This is a genomic window from Micromonospora radicis (genome assembly GCF_003583405.1).
Taxonomy (GTDB): domain Bacteria; phylum Actinomycetota; class Actinomycetes; order Mycobacteriales; family Micromonosporaceae; genus Micromonospora; species Micromonospora radicis.
Map to the genome: position 1 here is coordinate 88533 of NZ_QXEC01000010.1, position 16486 is coordinate 105018.

The 16486-nt window shown below is 75.5% G+C and carries 14 protein-coding genes; 7 read left to right on the plus strand and 7 right to left on the minus strand.

Annotated elements, in window-relative coordinates:
- Positions 1–55 precede the first annotated feature (55 nt).
- The 5 genes from D2L64_RS12715 to D2L64_RS12735 form a co-directional block, all read right to left on the minus strand.
- Entirely contained in the window at positions 56–1315 is a 1260-nt protein-coding gene (locus tag D2L64_RS12715; RefSeq protein WP_119575653.1) for a DNA polymerase IV, read from the minus strand.
- 39 nt (positions 1316–1354) lie between these two features.
- Complete coding sequence (locus D2L64_RS12720) at positions 1355–2593, minus strand: alkaline phosphatase family protein (protein ID WP_119575655.1); 1239 nt, start codon at positions 2591–2593, stop codon at positions 1355–1357.
- Positions 2590–3354 (minus strand): methyltransferase domain-containing protein, encoded by a 765-nt coding sequence (locus D2L64_RS12725; RefSeq protein ID WP_119575657.1) that lies wholly within the window; start codon positions 3352–3354, stop codon positions 2590–2592. Before D2L64_RS12725 ends, D2L64_RS12720 begins: the two co-directional genes overlap by 4 nt.
- 27 nt (positions 3355–3381) lie before the next feature.
- A complete protein-coding gene (locus D2L64_RS12730; RefSeq protein ID WP_119575854.1) occupies positions 3382–6843 on the minus strand; it encodes an error-prone DNA polymerase in 3462 nt (1153 codons plus the stop codon).
- A gap of 72 nt (positions 6844–6915) precedes the next feature.
- Positions 6916–8598, minus strand: coding sequence for a DNA polymerase Y family protein (locus tag D2L64_RS12735; protein ID WP_119575659.1), 1683 nt, complete (start codon positions 8596–8598; stop codon positions 6916–6918).
- Here D2L64_RS12735 and D2L64_RS12740 point away from each other — a divergent pair.
- Complete coding sequence (locus tag D2L64_RS12740; RefSeq protein ID WP_147376230.1) at positions 8597–9193, plus strand: hypothetical protein; 597 nt, start codon at positions 8597–8599, stop codon at positions 9191–9193. The two genes, D2L64_RS12735 and D2L64_RS12740, sit on opposite strands and share 2 nt — an antisense overlap.
- A gap of 116 nt (positions 9194–9309) precedes the next feature.
- Here the strand turns inward: D2L64_RS12740 and D2L64_RS12745 are convergent, their stop codons facing one another.
- Together D2L64_RS12745 and D2L64_RS12750 are read right to left on the minus strand one after the other, a co-directional pair.
- Positions 9310–10032 (minus strand): hypothetical protein, encoded by a 723-nt coding sequence (locus tag D2L64_RS12745; protein WP_119575856.1) that lies wholly within the window; start codon positions 10030–10032, stop codon positions 9310–9312.
- 132 nt (positions 10033–10164) lie between these two features.
- Positions 10165–10614, minus strand: coding sequence for an SAV_6107 family HEPN domain-containing protein (locus D2L64_RS12750; RefSeq protein WP_119575663.1), 450 nt, complete (start codon positions 10612–10614; stop codon positions 10165–10167).
- Between the two features lie 552 nt (positions 10615–11166).
- Between D2L64_RS12750 and D2L64_RS12755 the strand changes: the two genes are divergently transcribed.
- The 6 genes from D2L64_RS12755 (at position 11167) to D2L64_RS12780 (ending at position 16483) form a co-directional block, all read left to right on the plus strand.
- Positions 11167–11655: a YbaK/EbsC family protein gene (locus tag D2L64_RS12755; RefSeq protein ID WP_119575859.1), complete on the plus strand. Its 489-nt coding sequence runs from the start codon at positions 11167–11169 to the stop codon at positions 11653–11655.
- Complete coding sequence (locus D2L64_RS12760; protein WP_119575665.1) at positions 11652–12392, plus strand: monooxygenase; 741 nt, start codon at positions 11652–11654, stop codon at positions 12390–12392. The genes D2L64_RS12755 and D2L64_RS12760 overlap by 4 nt, the downstream gene beginning before the upstream one ends.
- The gene (locus D2L64_RS12765) at positions 12389–12955 is read left to right on the plus strand and encodes a GNAT family N-acetyltransferase (protein ID WP_119575667.1); all 567 of its coding nucleotides are present in this window, start codon (positions 12389–12391) and stop codon (positions 12953–12955) included. Before D2L64_RS12760 ends, D2L64_RS12765 begins: the two co-directional genes overlap by 4 nt.
- On the plus strand, positions 12952–13809 hold the full coding sequence (locus tag D2L64_RS12770) for a carotenoid biosynthesis protein (protein WP_119575669.1): 858 nt from the start codon (positions 12952–12954) through the stop codon (positions 13807–13809). Before D2L64_RS12765 ends, D2L64_RS12770 begins: the two co-directional genes overlap by 4 nt.
- Positions 13806–14933 (plus strand): glycosyltransferase, encoded by a 1128-nt coding sequence (locus tag D2L64_RS12775; protein ID WP_119575671.1) that lies wholly within the window; start codon positions 13806–13808, stop codon positions 14931–14933. The genes D2L64_RS12770 and D2L64_RS12775 overlap by 4 nt, the downstream gene beginning before the upstream one ends.
- A 62-nt stretch (positions 14934–14995) precedes the next feature.
- Positions 14996–16483, plus strand: a complete 1488-nt coding sequence (locus D2L64_RS12780) for a phytoene desaturase family protein (RefSeq protein ID WP_119575673.1) — start codon at positions 14996–14998, stop codon at positions 16481–16483.
- Positions 16484–16486: the final 3 nt, after the last annotated feature.

A 16486-nucleotide genomic window follows, 5' to 3' on the forward strand; every position in this document is an offset into this window, starting at 1 on the left:
CGGCTGCTTACCCGCAAGTCTACGAGGGCCCTCGCGCGTCGGAAAGCGGGACGACCTATGGCCGGGTCGGATTTTCCTTTCGGCGCAGATCGGGGGCGCCGAGAAGACTGGCCGGCGCGACGACGGACCGCCCGAAACGGGCCGCCGCGGCGTCCGCGGCGGCCTCCGCCTCCCGCCAGCCCCGCTCCGGCGCGCCCAGGGTGAGCTGCCGGGGCGTCCGGTCCGCCGCGGTCAGCCCCTCGGCGCGTACGCCGACCAGGCGGATCAGCTCACCGGGCGGCAGAGCGGTGAACAGCGCCCACGCGGTGTCGAACAACTCCCGGGCCACATCGGTGGGTATGTCGAGGGTGCGCGAGCGGCTGACGGTGCGGAAGTCGGACATCCGCACCTTCACCGACACCGTCCGCCCCAGCTGCCCGGCGGCCCGCAACCGGCCGCCGACCTTCTCGGCCAGGGCGAGCAGCGTGCGGCGGATCTCCCGCGGGTCGACCACGTCGACGTCGAAGGTCACCTCCGCGCCGATCGACTTCTCCGCCTGCTCCGGGCTGACCCGGCGCGGATCCCGCCCCCAGGACAGCTCGTGCAGGTGGGTGGCGGCCGCCGCGCCGACCGCGGTACGCAACATGCCGACCGGCGCCTGGGCGAGATCACCGACGGTACGCAGGCCGAGCCGCTGCAACGCCTCGGCGGAACGCTCCCCCACCCCCCACAGCGCGGCGACCGGCAGCGGGTGGAGAAACTCGAGCAGCTGGCCGGCGGGGACGACCAGCAGCCCGTCCGGCTTGGCCCGGGTCGACCCGAGCTTGGCCACGAACTTGCTCGGCGCCACCCCCACCGAGCAGGTCAGCCCCTGCTCCGCGGCGATCCGTTCGCGGATCCGGCGGCCGATCGCCGCGGGCGAACCGAACAGCCGCCGGGCACCGGCCACGTCGAGGAACGCCTCGTCCAGCGAGAGCGGCTCGACCAGCGGGGTGACGTCGCGGAAGATCTGCATGACCGCCCGCGACGCGGCCGTGTACCGGGTGAAGTCCGGCGGCAGGAAGACCGCGTGCGGGCAGAGCGCACGGGCGCGCAGCGTCGGCATGGCGCTGCGTACGCCGTACCGTCGGGCCTCGTAGCTGGCCGAACTGACCACGCCGCGCGGGCCGACCCCGCCGACCACGACGGCCCGGCCGCGCAGCTCGGGCCGGTGCCGCACCTCGACCGAGGCGTAGAAGGCGTCCATGTCGACGTGCAGGATCGGGCAGCCGGTGTCGTCGGCGTCCGGCCCGAACCGGGGATCACCGCCCCGGGGTAGCGACTGGCTGCGGCCCATCCGGGCAGGTTAGCGCCCCGGTCCGACGTTCTGCTCCGGTCAGCCCCGCACGGTCAGCAGCGGGATGGTCATCTCGGCCGCCGTGTCGGCGCCGTGGAAGGCCACCAGCCGGGACAGCACCGGACTCTCCGCCCGGCTGGCCAGCACCGCGTACCTGCCATTGCAGACCACCACGAGGTCGCCGATGCGGCTCAGGTGCTCCTCGGGTACCGGCCCGAACCAGCCGGTGGCCACCGCCTCGTCCCGGGTCAGCACCCGGGCGGCCGGCCCCAGCACCCCCGCCCAGGCGGCCCGGACGTCTTCGGTGGCGCCCGGTGCGACGTGCAGGTAGCGCACCCGGGGCTCACCCGCGACGACCCGCACGCCGTCGGTCAGCCGCGGGTTGGTGTCCAGGTCGAACCGGTGCCCTGCCGGCACGTCCAGCTGCCCGTGGTCGGCGGTGACCAGCAGCGCCGCGTCCGGTGGCAGCCCGTCGACCAGCCGGGCCAGCAGCCCGTCCAGCTCGGTCACCGCGGTCCGCCAGGGCACCGAGTCGACGCCGCTGAGGTGGCCGTGCCGGTCGACGTCCGGGTGGTAGCCGGAGACCAGGGTCGGCCCGTCCCCGGCGCTCAGGGCGGCCAGCATGGTGGCGGCCAGCGCGTCGACACCGGCCGCACCCCGGTAGTCGGCACCCCGGTTGGCGGCCACCGTCAGGCCGGTGCCGCCGAACTCGGGCCGGCTCACCACGGTCACCGCCACCCCGGTGGCCCGGGCCCGGGCCAGCTGGGTGGTGACCGGCTGCCAGCGCAGCGGTGCCGGGTCGCCGGCCCACTCGATGTGGTTGAGCACCCGGTCGGTGCCCGGCACCCGCAGGGTGAAACCGAGTACCCCGTGCGCCCCGGCGGCGACGCCGGTGCCCAGGGTGACCAGGCTGGTCGGCGTGGTGGAGGGAAACCCGCAGGTCAGCGGCTTGCCGACGGTGGCGGTCAGGCCCGCCAGGGTGGGCGCGTACGGCGCGGCGGCCGGGATCTGATACCAGCCGAGGCCGTCGACCAGCAGCACCGCGACCCGGCGTACCCCGGCCAGCTCGGCGGTGAGCCCGAGCAGGTCGACGGCGCCGGGCACACCGAGCACGGCGAGCGCGCTGGGCAGTACGTCGGCCAGGCTCCCACCGCCGTACGCCGGCACCACCGGAGCAAGGAAGGGCACCTCATCAACGCCTGGTGCGCAGGAAGGGCCCACTCCTGGCACCGGCTGCCCGGCGGGCGCCGGGTCGGGGGCGGGCGCCGGGTCGGTCATGCCGGGCGGCGGGCGAACAGGTGCAGTTGCGCGGCGACATCCCGCCAGGGCGGCCGGGCGGCCAGCGTCCGTTCCAACTCGACCAGGGCGGCCGGCTGGCCGTCGGCCACGACCGCGGGCAGCAGGTCCGCCAGCACGCGTACGCCGTGGATCTCCTCGACGGTGAGCCCGGCGGCGGCCAGCAGCGCGGCGGCGCCGTCGGCGTCGAAGCGGCGGCGCAGCGTGTCCCGGGGCCCGGCGGCGCCGTCGGGGTCGGCCGCCAGCGCGGCGGCCACGTCGAGGTGACCGTTCATCGCCCGGCCGAGCACCGCCGCCGACCGGCCGGCCACCAGCACACTCGCCGCGCCACCCGGGCGCAACGCGCCGGCCAGCGCGGCCACCACCGACGCCGGGTCGTCGACGACCTCCAGTACGGCGTGACAGAGCACCAGGTCGACGCCGGCCGGTTCGACCAGTCCGGCGAGCGCGTCACCGTCGCCCTGCACCGCGCGTACCCGGTCGGCCACCCCCGCCTCGGCGGCGCGGCGGCTGAGCGCGGCCAGTGCGTCGGGGCTGGCGTCGACCACGGTGACCTGGTGGCCGGCCTGGGCCAGCGGTACGGCGAACCCGCCGGTGCCGCCGCCCACGTCGAGCACGGTCAGCTCGGTGTCGGGCCGGCGGTCCAGTTCGGCGCGCAGCACCGACCAGACCACGGCGGTGCGGGGGGTCAGTGGCGGCCCGGACGGGTTGAGGGTCTGCTCCACCCGGTCGAGCCTAGTCAGCGCGGGCCGGACGTGTTCCCCCGGCGGTCAGCGGAAGTCGCGGGAGGCCGGGCTGACCGGGGGTTCGATCGCCTCCAACCGGTCGGCGACCAGGTTGACCACGCCCTCGTGCCGCTGCAACAGCCCGCGCACCACCAGGGCCGCGCTGGTCCGGGCCACCCGCCGGTGCCGCTGCCACAGCCCCGGTGAACAGGTGACGTTGAGCATTCCGGTCTCGTCCTCCAGGTTCAGGAAGGTGACCCCACCCGCGGTCGCCGGCCGCTGCCGGTGGGTGACGATCCCGCCGACCCGGATCCGGCGACCCGGCTCGACCCGACCCAGCCGGTCGATCGGCACCGCACCCAGGGCGTCCAGCTGTGGGCGGACGAACCGGGCCGGATGGTGCTCCGGGGACAGTCCGGTGGCCCACACGTCGGCGACCAGCCGGTCCACCTCCGCCATGCCGGGCAGGGTGGGTGCCGTCGCGCCGGTCACCGTGCCGGGCAGCCGGTCCGGCCGGTCCTGGGCCGCCGCGCCGGCCACCCAGAGCGCCTGCCGGCGGCTCAGTCCGAAGCAGGCGAAGGCGTCCGCGGTGGCCAACGCCTCCAACTGCGCGGCGGTCAGCCCCACCCGCCGGGCCAGCTCCGGCATGTCCCGGTACGGCCCGTGCGCCGCCCGCTCGGCCACGATCCGCTGTGCCACCTCGTCGCCGAGGGTACGCACGCCGGACAGTCCAAGCCGGACGGCCGGCCCGTCCAGCCCCCAGGCGTGCGGCGGTTCCCCCGGCCGGCTGCCCCACCGAGTCTGCGGGGTGGACTCCAGCACCGGCTGCACACCGCTGGCGTTGACGTCCGGGCGGCGTACCTGCACCCCGTGCCGGCGGGCGTCGTCGACCAGGGTCTGCGGCGAGTAGAAGCCCATCGGCTGGGCACTGAGCAGCGCGGCCAGGAAGGGCCCGGGGTGGTAGCGCTTGAGCCAGGAGCTGGCGTAGACCAGGTAGGCGAAGCTCATCGCGTGGCTCTCCGGGAAGCCGTAGCTGGCGAAGGCGGTGAGCTTGCGGTAGACGTCGTCGGCCAGCTCACCGGTGATGCCGCGCTCGGCCATGCCCCGGTAGAGCCGGTCGGCGATCTTCGCCATCCGCTGCACCGACCGCTTGGCGCCCATCGCCCGGCGCAACTGGTCGGCCTCGGCCGCGTCGAAGCCGGCCAGGTCGATGGCGAGCTGCATCAACTGCTCCTGGAACAGCGGTACGCCGAGCGTCTTCTCCAGCGCGTTGCGCATCAGCGGGTGGGCGTAGGTCACCGGCTCCTGGCCGTTCTTGCGCCGGATGTACGGATGCACCGAGCCGCCCTGGATCGGACCGGGCCGGATCAGCGCCACCTCGACCACCAGGTCGTAGAACGTCCGGGGCTTGAGCCGGGGCAGGGTGGCCATCTGGGCGCGACTCTCCACCTGGAACACCCCGACCGAGTCGGCCCGACAGAGCATGTCGTAGACCTCGGGGTCGTCAAGCGTCATGTCGCCGAGATCCAGACTCATCCCGATCATGTCGTAGCCGTAGTGCAGCGCCGACAGCATGCCGAGACCGAGCAGGTCGAACTTGACCAGGCCGACGGCGGCGCAGTCGTCCTTGTCCCACTGGAGCACGCTGCGGCCGGGCATCCGGCCCCACTCCACCGGGCAGACCTCGATCACCGGCCGGTCGCAGATCACCATGCCACCGGAGTGGATGCCCAGATGCCGGGGGAACGTCTGCAACTCGTTGGCGTACGCGATCACCGGCTCGGGGATCTCCGGCACGTCCACCGTGGCCACGTCCCCCCACCGGTCGATCTGCTTGCTCCAGGCGTCCTGCTGGCCGGGCGAGAAGCCGAACGCCTTGGCCACGTCCCGCACCGCCGACCGGGGCCGGTAGGAGATCACGTTGGCCACCTGGGCGGTGTGCTCCCGCCCGTACCGGGTGTAGACGTGCTGGATGACCTCCTCCCGGCGGTCGGACTCGATGTCCACGTCGATGTCGGGCGGACCGTCGCGCTCGGGAGCCAGGAACCGCTCGAACAGCAGCCGGTGCCGGACCGCGTCCACGTTGGTGATCCGCAGCGCGTAGCAGACCGCCGAGTTCGCCGCCGAGCCCCGGCCCTGGCAGTAGATGTCCACCCGCCGGCAGAAGTCGACGATGTCGTAGACCACCAGGAAGTAGCCGGGGAAGCCCAGCTCCTCGATCATGTTCAGCTCGTGGTCGAGTTGCGCGTACGCCTGCGGGTGCGCGGCACGGGGGCCGTAGCGTTCCCGCGCGCCGGCTTCGGTGAGGTGCCGCAGCCAGCTCATCTCGGTGTGCCCCGGCGGCACCGGGTACGCCGGCAGCTGCGGCGCGACGAGCTGGAGGTCGAAGGCGAGTTCCGCGCCGAACTCGGCGGCCCGGGCCACCGCACCCGGGTACGCGGCGAACCGGGCCGCCATCTCGGCGCCGCTGCGCAGGTGGGCGGTGCCCGCGGCGGGCAGCCAGCCGTCGATCTCGTCCAGGCTGCGCCGGGCCCGGACCGCCGCGACGGTGGTGGCCAGCCGACGCCGCCTGGGGGTGGCGTAGTGCACGTTGTTCGTGGCGACCGTGGGCAGCCCGGCGGTGGCGGCCAGCTCGGCCAGGGCGTCGTTGCGGTCCCCGTCGACCGGGTGCCCGTGGTCGGTCAGCTCCACCGCCACCGTCTCCGCGCCGAACAGCGCGGTGAGCCGGTCCAGCTCGCGGGCTGCCGCGTCGACCCCCTCGGTGAGCAGGGCGGACGGCACGTGCCCCTTGCGGCAGCCGGTCAGCACCAGTACGTGATCACGCAGGTCGGCGGCGACCTCCTCCAGTTCCCCGTAGACCGGACGGCCCTTCTCCCCGCCCCGCAACTGGGCCCGGGCGATGGTCGCGGCCAGTCGGGCGTACCCCTCGTGGCCGTGCGCCAACACCAGCAGATGGCTGCCGAAGGGGTCCGGTACGCCGTTGCGCCCCACTCCCCGGCGCGACGCGGACTCCCCCCGTGGGGCGGACGGTCTCCGGCGCTGGCGCCCCGGTGGAGCCGGTGGTCCGGGCTGCGGGTCGGGCAGGCCGAGGGTCAGCTCCGCTCCGAAGATCGTCGGCAGGTGCAGCGCGCGGGCCGCCTCGGCGAAGCGCACCACCCCGTAGAAACCGTCATGATCGGTGACGGCGAGCCCGGTGAGCCCCAACCGGGTCGCCTCCTCGACGAGTTCCTCCGGGTGGCTGGCGCCGTCGAGGAAACTGAAGTTGGTGTGCGCATGCAGCTCGGCGTACGGCACCGCATCGTCGGGACGGGTCAGCTCCGGCGGTGCGTAGTGCTCCCGCCGCCGGCTCCACGCCGGTGAGTCGCCCCCGTCGGCGTCGACCGCGAGCGGATCCACCACATGCAGATGCCGTCCGCTGTTCTTCCCGCCGCCCTTCCCCGTGTCGGGCCGCCCGGAGAGCACCCGCTCCAACTCCGACCAGGGCAACCGTGGATTGTGGAAACTCACCGCCCCCACCTCGCCACCACGATCTTGGTACGCGGGTGCCCCCGGGAGAGCCGTTTCGTACCAAGGTTCACGTCAGTCATAGATCGCCTCCACTCGCCAGCGACCTGCCTCGACGGCGAGCAGCAGAGCCGAGCCGTCGGCCAGGCAGACCTGGAAACGGGCCCGACGGACGGCCTCGGCGGGCACCCACCACCGCTCGTCGACCGGCCACGGGCCGGCCCAGCCGACGATCTCGGACGCTGCCGCGGTGGGGGCGGGGGTGGCGAGGGTCAGTCGGGCCGGCGGGGCGCTCACCGTCAGCCGTGCACTCACCACGACCGGCACACCGGTGGCGTCCACCACGTTCGCGGCGAGCGGGACGGGCAGCACCACCGCCGGTGCGGGCGCCGGCAGCCGTCCCGGCCAGGACGGTACGGCCGCCGCATCCACCCGCCGTCCACCGGCACCCGCCGCCCGGCCGGGGACGGGGTCCGGCAGCGACGGCAGGGGCAGCGCCAACGCACCGGAGGCGGGGTCGGGCGGCGGGAAGGGCAGTGGCGGCGCACCGGGGCGGGTGGGCCGCCGCTCGTCCCCCCAGGGCACCAGCCGCACCTGGTCCGCCGGTGACCGCCCGCCGCCGAGCACGGCGGTGACCACCGCCTCGGGGCCGAGCAGGCCCTGCACCCGGCTCAGCGCCCGGTGTGCCCGCTCGCGTTCCTCGCCGGCCTCCCCCCACAGGCCGGCCTGTAGGCCGACCTGGGCGAGCACCCCGTCCGGCACCAACCGCAGCCGGATGATCCCCGAGGTGGGGCGAGCGAGCCCACCCCGGCGGGCACCGGAGAGCCAGCCGTCCAGCTGCCAGCGGACCCGGTCGGCGATCGCCGCCGCGGTCAGCAGGCCGTCGTGTCGCCAGACCCGGTGCAGTTCCTGGCCGTGCTCGGTGACCGCCTCGATGCCGAGCCGGGTGCAGGCCAGCCCGTGGCCGGCGAGGCGTTCGTGCAACCGTTCGGCCAGCGTCCGGGCGGCGAACGCCGCGACGTCGACCCGCTCGATCGGCTCGTCCAGGTCGGCGGTGACCGTCAGGTCGACGGGTGGCCGCCGGACCGCGAGCGGACGGTCGTCCCGGCCGCTCGCCAGCCGGTGGGCCAGCGCCCCGTCGGAGCCGAACCGGGCCAGCACGTCACCGGCGGACAACGCGGCGAAGTCACCGAGCGTACGCACCCCGAGCCGACGCAGCAGATCGGCCAGGGTGGGCCGGCCGAGCGCCTCGACGGGCTGGGCGGCCAGGAACTCCGGCGTCCCACCGGGCGGCACGATCCGCCCCCGCCGGGCGGCCAGCCCGGCGGCGAAGACCCCGTCGGCGACGCCGACCTGGCTCTCCACCGCGCAGTTCTGGGCGACGTGCTCGACGATCCGCTCGGCGGCCGCCTCCTCACCGCCGAGGTACCGGCTCGGCCCCCGGGCGGCCAGTGCGCAGGCTCCGGGCCGGATCACCTCGACACCCGCGGCCACCTCCTCGACCGCGGCCACCACCGGCTCGAAGGCGCGCGTGTCCCGGCCGGGGTCGTGGTCGACGACGGTGAGTCGCGGGCAACGGCTCTGTGCCTCCCGGCGCCGCAGCCCGCGCCGGACGCCCTCGGCACGGGCCTGCTCGGAGCAGGCCACCACCCGGTTGGCGGACAGCACCGCGACCGGGTCGGTGGCGGGCACCCCGTCGACGATCTCGGCGGCGAGCACCGGCCAGTCCGGGCACCAGAGCAACAGGGTGCGCGTCATGACCCGAGCCACCGGTGGCGTACCCGGACCGGATCCGGCCTGGATGTGGACGTGGCGGTGCGCACAACCAGGCCGATCACTTGACTTCATCCTGGTGCCGCTCGGCCTGCTGGCCCTCGCCCAGCGCGTCGCCGACACCGGGTCGGGCCGCACCGCCGTCGCCGCCTTCGTCACCAGCACGGTCGGCGCCGGCCTGGTGCTGCCGTACTACGGCGCCGAGGCGTTCGGCCTGCACGCGATCGCCCGCCAGGCCGCCGCCGACCCGCGGATCGACCTGCTCGCCCTGGCCGACCAGGTGCGGTACGACCCGATCGCGGTCACCACCTTCGGTGCCGGCCTGCTGGCGCTCGGCGCCGGCGCCACCCTCGCCCCGGTGGCGCTCTGGCGCGGCCTGCGCCGGCCCGGCGGTGGCGGTGGCGGTGGCGGTGACAACCTGCCGTCCCGGCTCAGTGGGGTGCCGTTCGCCCTCGGGTTCCTGCTCTTCCTGCCCCAGTTCTCCACCCCGGCAGCCGTCCGGATCGGGCACGGCGTACTGCTCGGTGCCGGGCTGCTCTGGCTCGCCACGGTGCTGTGGGGTACCAGCCCCAGCCGCTGACCGGCTACCCCGGGCCGGGCCGCCGAGCCCGGCACCGACCACACCGACCGGGCCGGTGCCAATCCGCCACACCGACCTGGCGCCGACCGCACCGCGAACCGCGCACCGCGGGTCACTCATGCCGACGCCACCATGCGCAGCCCGGTGGCTCCCGACCGACTGGCACCGGTCGACCGGGGAATGATCTGGGTCAGTTCGGTACCGGGCAGCCAGAGCTTGACCTCCTTGGGCCGGGCGGCCGCGCCCCGACCACGGGCCGAGACGGTCACCTCGCGGCGGCGCAGCCGGCCCCGCCCCGCCCCGAGCCCCTCCCACGCCCCACGCACCACCTCGAGCGTCACGTCCGCGCCGTCCCACCGGCCGTACGGAACGAGCACGCTGCCACGCTGCCGGGCCCGCGCGGCCAGACGGCTGGCGACGGAGCCGGCGACGGTGTCCGGCACGGCGGTGACCACCACGTCGACCCCGTCGATGAGCGCGGCGACCACGGTGGGCCACTCGGGCCCGGGCTGCGGCACCAGGGCGAGCCGGTCCAGGGCGATCCCGGCCTCGGCCGCCGCGCCGACCCCGAAGGTCGGCATGCCGACCACCGCACACCACGAACCGGCGCGGGACGCCTCGGCGAGCAGGGCGAGCAGCAGCGAGGTGGTGCCGCTGGGCCGGGAGCGCCCCAGACCGACCGCGATGGTGCTGCCGCGCCGCAGTCCTCGGCCGGGCAGCAGCCCGGCCAACTCGGACCGTACGGGCAGCACCCGGTGCCCGCCCGCCGGGTCGGGTGCGCTGGCCGGGCGCACCAGCCCGGCCAGCGCGGCGGAACCGACGACCATGCGGCCCGCCATCGGCTCCACCCCCGTCGTGTCACCACCGGGCACCGGCCGGTGGATGGTGCTGTCGTTGATCGGACAAGGACGTTCACGCCGGACGGCGTCCGGTCACCCTGGATCCCGCCGGTGGTGACCGGACGCCGTGACTCAGGCGACGAGACCGTCGATCGCCGGCTGATGGGCCAGACCGAGCGCGCACTCCACCACCGCCACGAACTCCACGGCGGCACGGAGCAGGTCGTCGGCCTCCCGGGCGGTCACCACCCGAGGTATGCCGGCCTCGGCGGCGGCCCGCTTGCCGGCGGCGATGGCGAAGTAGCCGGCCCACTCGTCGAGTTCGGGGGCGACGCTGGCGAGCAGGACCCAGACGCTGGTGATCCGGCTGCGGCGGGTCGGCGCGGGGCGGGCCCGGGCGGCGAGCACCGCGGCGGCGGCGCGCAGGGCCGCGAGGTGCGCGGCGGCGTACCGGAGCCCGTCCGGGCCGGTCCGGGCCGCCTCGGCGAGCCCCTGCCGGGCCACCGTCAACAGTTGCGCGGGGGTGCGGTGCGGCAACACGTGCGCGGGCACCGTCGGCACCTGGGCCGGACTGGTCGGCATGTCTCTCCTCCAGGTGGACCGGGGCGGGCGATCGCGCGGCGGAGCGGATCCGTCGGCGCGGGACACCCGCGGCGGGCGGTGCGGAGGAAGACGCACCAGATGGGTGGCCGGCCGGGTGCGGAGCTTCCCCACACCACACCCGGCCGGCGTACCGGCGGGTCCGTCGCCCGCCGCCCGGGGGTCGTGGGCGGCGGGCGACGATCCTGCCTGATGGGTCCGGACTCGCGACTGCCCGAAGCCCGGTGCGGTCCGCGGCACCGCACCTCCTCCGGGCCGGTGCCGCGAAACACCTGCCCCGAGGGAGGGTTGGAACGAACGTTCGAGGCAATCGAACACTCGTTCTAACTGCTGCTGACAGTACACCCTTCCACCGACGAAAACGCAACGTGTGACGCGCCGACATCCGACCCGGTGACCGACCGCCTGCCCCCGGGCGCCCGGCTGCTGGAGATCGGCGCGGGCACCGGGCAGGACAGCGCGTACTCCGTGGACACCGGCCACGCCTACCGGCTCCAGTCGCTGACACTGCGCCGCCCCGGGGAGAATGGCGGGATGCAGTCACACCCGAACGTACGGGCGGTACAGGACGCGCTGGCCGGCGCGGACGCCCGGGACGGTGCCGGCGCACCGGCCACCGTCCGCCTGCTGCCCGACGCGGTGCACACCGCCGCGGCCGCCGCCGAGGCGCTCGGCGTCGACGTGGGCGCCATCGCCAACTCGCTCGTCTTCGACGCCGACGGGGCCCCGCTGCTGGTGCTCACCTCCGGGGCGCACCGAGTGGACACCGCCGCGCTGGCCACCCGGCTCGCCGTCGGCCGGCTACGCCGGGCCACCCCGCAGTTCGTCAAGGACCACACCGGGCAGGTGATCGGCGGGGTCGCGCCGGTGGGCCACCCGCAGCCGTTGCGCACCCTGGTGGACACCGCCCTGGAGAAGTACGACGAGATCTGGGCCGCCGGTGGCGTGCCGCAGGCGGTCTTCCCCAGCACGTACGCCGAACTGCTGCGAGTCACCGGCGGCACCCCGACCGACGTGGCGTGAACGAGCCGGCGAGCGTCCCGCGACTGGTGACCCTGCACGTGTGGCGGATCCCCCGCACCGCGCTGCCCCGGGCGCTGGTCCGGATGGCGCTGGATCCGCGCCGGCTACGCGCCCTGCCCGGCGTACGGTTCGGCAAGCTGCTCGGCACCGGAACCGGCACCGGCTTCGGGCCGGGCGACGCCGACCCGACCCGCTGGGCGGCGCTGACGGTGTGGGACTCCCCCGCCGCCGCCACCCGGTTTGCCGGCTCGCCGGTGGACCGGGCCTGGTCCGGCATCGCCGAGGCCGGTGTCCGGCTCGACCTGCGGCCGCTGACCAGCCGGGGTGAGTGGTCCGGCCGCCGCCCCTTCGGCGAGCCGACGGGTGGCCAAGTGACCGGCCCGGTGCTGGCCCTGACCCGGGCCAGGCTGCGACCCACCCGGGCACTCACCTTCTGGCGGGCGGTCCCGCCGGTCGCCGCCGCGCTGCGGGCCGCGCCCGGCCTGCTGGCCCGCTTCGGCGTCGGCGAGGCCCCGCTGGGCTGGCAGGGCACGGTGAGTGTGTGGCGTGACCCGGCAGATCTGGTGGCGTTCGCGTACCGTCACCCGGAGCACCGGGCCGCGATCACCCGGACCCCGACCGAGCGGTGGTACGCGGAGGAGCTCTTCGCCCGGTTCGAGGTGCGGGACGTGACCGGTGACCGGACGGTACTGGGGTGGGTCGCCGACGACGGCCCGGCGAAGGGTGGGCAGGCGTGAGGTTGGTGCGGTGGACACCGGACGATCTCCTCCGGCGGCTGGGCGACGTGGTGGCCGTCTACGGCGAGGCCATGGGCTACCGCGCCGACCTGCTGGAGGCCCGTCGCGGCTACATCGCCACCCACGTCCGCCGGCCCGGTTTCCGGGCCGTCGCCAGCCTGACCAGCGAGGGACACCTGGCCGGCTTCGGCTACGGCTACGTCGGCGCCCCCGGACAGTGGTGGCACGACCAGGTCTGGCGGGCCCTGGACCCGGCCACCCGGCAACGCTGGTTGACCGACTGCTTCGAGGTGGTCGAGTTGCACGTACGCCCACCGGCGCAGGGCCACGGCCTGGGCGCCGGGCAACTGCGAGCCCTGCTCACCATCGCCGAGGGCAGCACCACGCTGCTGTCCACCCCGGAGGCCGACGAGAGCACCTCACGCGCCTGGCGGCTGTACCGCCGGTTCGGCTTCGTCGACCTCCTGCGCGACTTCAACTTCCCCGGTGACGAACGCCCGTTCGGCGTACTCGGCCGGGATCTGCCCCTGCCCGCGCCCGGACAGCCGCCCGTCCGGTCATGACCGCGCGATCACCGGCCCGGGCCTACCCCTGGGTACTGCTGGCGCTGCTGGTGCTGGCCCAGATCGGCTACCCGCTCACCGAGGGGCCCGTCCGGGCCCGACTGACCGTGGCCACCGTGCTGATCGGCTACCTGCTCTCGGTCGGCCACGCCCTGGCCAGCCGAGGGCCGCGTACGGCGATCACGCTGGTCGTCCTGGTCACCGGTGGCGGCTTCGCCATCGAGGCGCTCGGCGTGGCCACCGGCTTCCCGTTCGGCAGCTACGACTACTCCGGCCAGCTCGGGCCGAAGCTCGCCGGGGTACCGCTGATCATCCCGCTGGCCTGGACCTGGATGGCCTGGCCGGCCTGGCTGGTGGCGACCCGACTGGCCGGCGGCGACACCAGCGCCGGCACCGGTCGACGGTGGCGGTGGCCGGCGCGGATCGGGCTGGCCACCCTCGGGTTGGCCACCTGGGATCTCTTCCTCGACCCGCAGATGGTGGCCGAGGGCCACTGGGTGTGGCGGGCGGCCACCCCGGCGCTGCCCGGCCTGGCCGGCATCCCGGTCAGCAACTACCTGGGCTGGCTACTGTTCGCGGTGCTGGTGATGACCGCGCTGCGCCCGCTCGCCGGGCCCGCCGTGGCCGACACCGACGCCCGCGACCATCCGATGTACGCGCTCTACCTGTGGACGTACGGCTCCAGCGTGCTGGCCCACGCGGTCTTCCTCGGCCTGCCCGCCTCCGCGCTGTGGGGCGCGGCCGGCATGGGGGTGGTCGCGGTGCCGCTGGCGGTGACGCTGCTGCGGGCCCGCCGCCGCGGCCACGACGACACCACCGTGCCCGCGCGCACCCGGGTCGACGCCCCGGCATGACCGGCCCGCTCGTCGCGCTGCTCGTCGTCGCCGCGTTGACCGCGCACACCGTGGTCAACGCCGGCCGGTGGTTGCGCCGACCGACCGACGGGCCGGTGGAGTGCGCCGAACGGGTGGTGGTGCTGCTGCCGCTGCGCGACGAGGCCACCCGGGTCACCCCGTGCCTGCGGGCCCTGCTCGCCCAACGCGGGGTACCCCGGCTGCGCGTGCTGGTCCTCGACGACGGTTCGACCGACGGCACCGCCGACGTGGTCCGCGCGGTGGTCGCCGACGACCCGCGGGTCACCCTGCTCACCGGGGCCGCCCCGCCACCCGGCTGGCTGGGCAAGCCGCACGCCTGCTGGCAGCTGGCCAGCCGCACCGAGGCGTCCGCCGACGCGCTGGTCTTCGTGGACGCCGACGTGGTGCTCGGCCGGTACGCCGTGGCGGCGGCCGTCACCGAACTGCGCGCCGCCGGGGCGACCCTGCTGTCGCCGTACCCGAGGATCGTGGTGCGGACCGTGGCCGACCGGCTGGTACAGCCGCTGTTGCAGTGGCTGTGGTTGACCTTCCTGCCGTTGCGCGCGATGGAACGCTCGGCGCGGCCGTCACTGGCCGCGGCGGGCGGGCAGTTCCTGGTCGTCGACCGGGCCGGCTACCTGCGGGCCGGCGGGCACGCGGCGGTCGCCGACCGGGTGTTGGAGGACGTCGAGCTGGCCCGGGCGGTGAAACGCGCGGGCGGCCGGATCGCGCTGGCCGACGGCTCCCGGCTGGCCTCCTGCCGGATGTACGACAGCTGGCCGCAGCTGCGTGACGGCTACACCAAGTCGCTGTGGGCCTCGTTCGGACACCCGACGGCCGCCGCGCTGGTGGTGACCGTGCTGCTCCTGCTCTACACCGTGCCCGCGCTGGTCGCCGTGGTGGCGCTACTGGCCGGGGCACCGCTGCTGGCCGGGGTGGCCTTCCTGGCGTACCTGGTGGGGGTGGCCGGGCGGGTGGTCAGCGCCCGGGCCACCGGCGGGCGGGCCTGGCCCGACGCGCTGAGCCACCCCGTGTCGGTCGCGGTCCTCGGTTGGCTGACCCTGCGGTCGTACCATCTGCGCAAGCGGCGGCGCCTGTCCTGGCGCGGTCGTCCGGTCGGCTGACGCCCGCGGCGGTGCCGCGGCGAACGACCGGGGAACTCGGCCCCGGCCTGGGAGGACGTGGGATGGCGCGGATCGTGGTCGTCGGTGCGGGGGTGGGTGGGCTGGCCACCGCCGCCCGGCTGGCCGTCACCGGGCATCAGGTCACCGTCCTCGAACGGGCCGACGTGGTCGGCGGCAAGCTCGGCCGGCACACCCGGGACATCCCGGAGGGCTCGTTCCACTTCGACACCGGTCCCAGCCTGCTCACCCTGCCCGAGGTCTTCCACGAGCTGTTCGAGGCCACCGGGGCGAAGCTGGACGAGTACCTCGACCTGGTGCCGCTGGACCCGATCGTGCGGCACGTCTTCCCCGGCGGCGGACCGGTGCTCGACTCCTGCGCCGACCCGGCGGAGTTCACCGCCCGGATCGGCGCCGCCCTCGGCGACCGGGCCGCCGCCGACTGGCAGCGGCTGTGGCGCCGGGCCGCCCGGGTGTGGCGGGCCTCCGAACACGACATCCTGCGCCGCCGCGTCGACTCGCCCCGGGATCTGACCCGACTGGCCTGGCGGCTCGGCGACCTGGCCGCCATCCGGCCCGGGCAGAGCCTGCGCGGACTGGGCCGCGCCCAGCTGACCGACCCCCGGCTGCGGATGCTGCTGGACCGGTACGCCACGTACACCGGCGCCGACCCGCGCCGGGCGCCGGCCGCCCTGGTCGCGGTCCCCTACGCCGAGCTGGCCTTCGGCGGCTGGTACCTGCGCGGTGGGCTGGGCAGCCTCGCCGACGCGCTGCTGTCGCGCTGCCTGGACCTGGGAGTGGTCGTCCGCACCGGCGCCGCGGTCACCCGGATCGACGCGGCGGGCGGGCGGGTGCACGGCGTACGCGTCGCCGGGCAGCACGCCCCGATCCCCGCCGACGTGGTGGTGGCCAACGTCGACGCGCTCACCGTCTACCGTGACCTGCTGCCCGACCCGCGTCGGCTGGCCGGGCTCACCGACCGCAGCCTGGCCGGGTTCGTGCTGCTGCTCGGCGTACGCGGAAACTCCGGGCTGGCCCACCACAACGTCTTCTTCCCGCGTGACTACGACGCCGAGTTCGACGCGATCTTCGGCGCACCGGGGCGCGGGGTGCGCGCGCGACCGGCCACCGACCCGACGGTCTTCGTCACCGTGGCGGACGACCCGACGGTCCGCCCGACCGGACACGAGGCGTGGTTCGTGCTGGTCAACGCCGCCCGCCAGGGCACGGCACCCGGTGCGGTGGACTGGCGGCGGCCGGGACTGGCGGCGGCGTACGCCGACCGGATCCTCGACGTGCTGGCCGAACGCGGCGTGGACGTCCGCGACCGGCTGCTGTTCCGCGACATCCGTACCCCGGCCGACCTGGCCACCGCCACCGGCGCACCGGGCGGGACCATCTACGGTACGGCCGGCGGCCTGCTCCGCCCGGCCAACCGGGGCCCGGCCCACGGCCTGTGGCTGGTCGGCGGCTCCAGCCACCCGGGTGGCGGCCTGCCGATGGTCACCCTGTCCGCGCAGATCGTCGCCACCGAGATCGGCCCCGCCTGGTAGCTG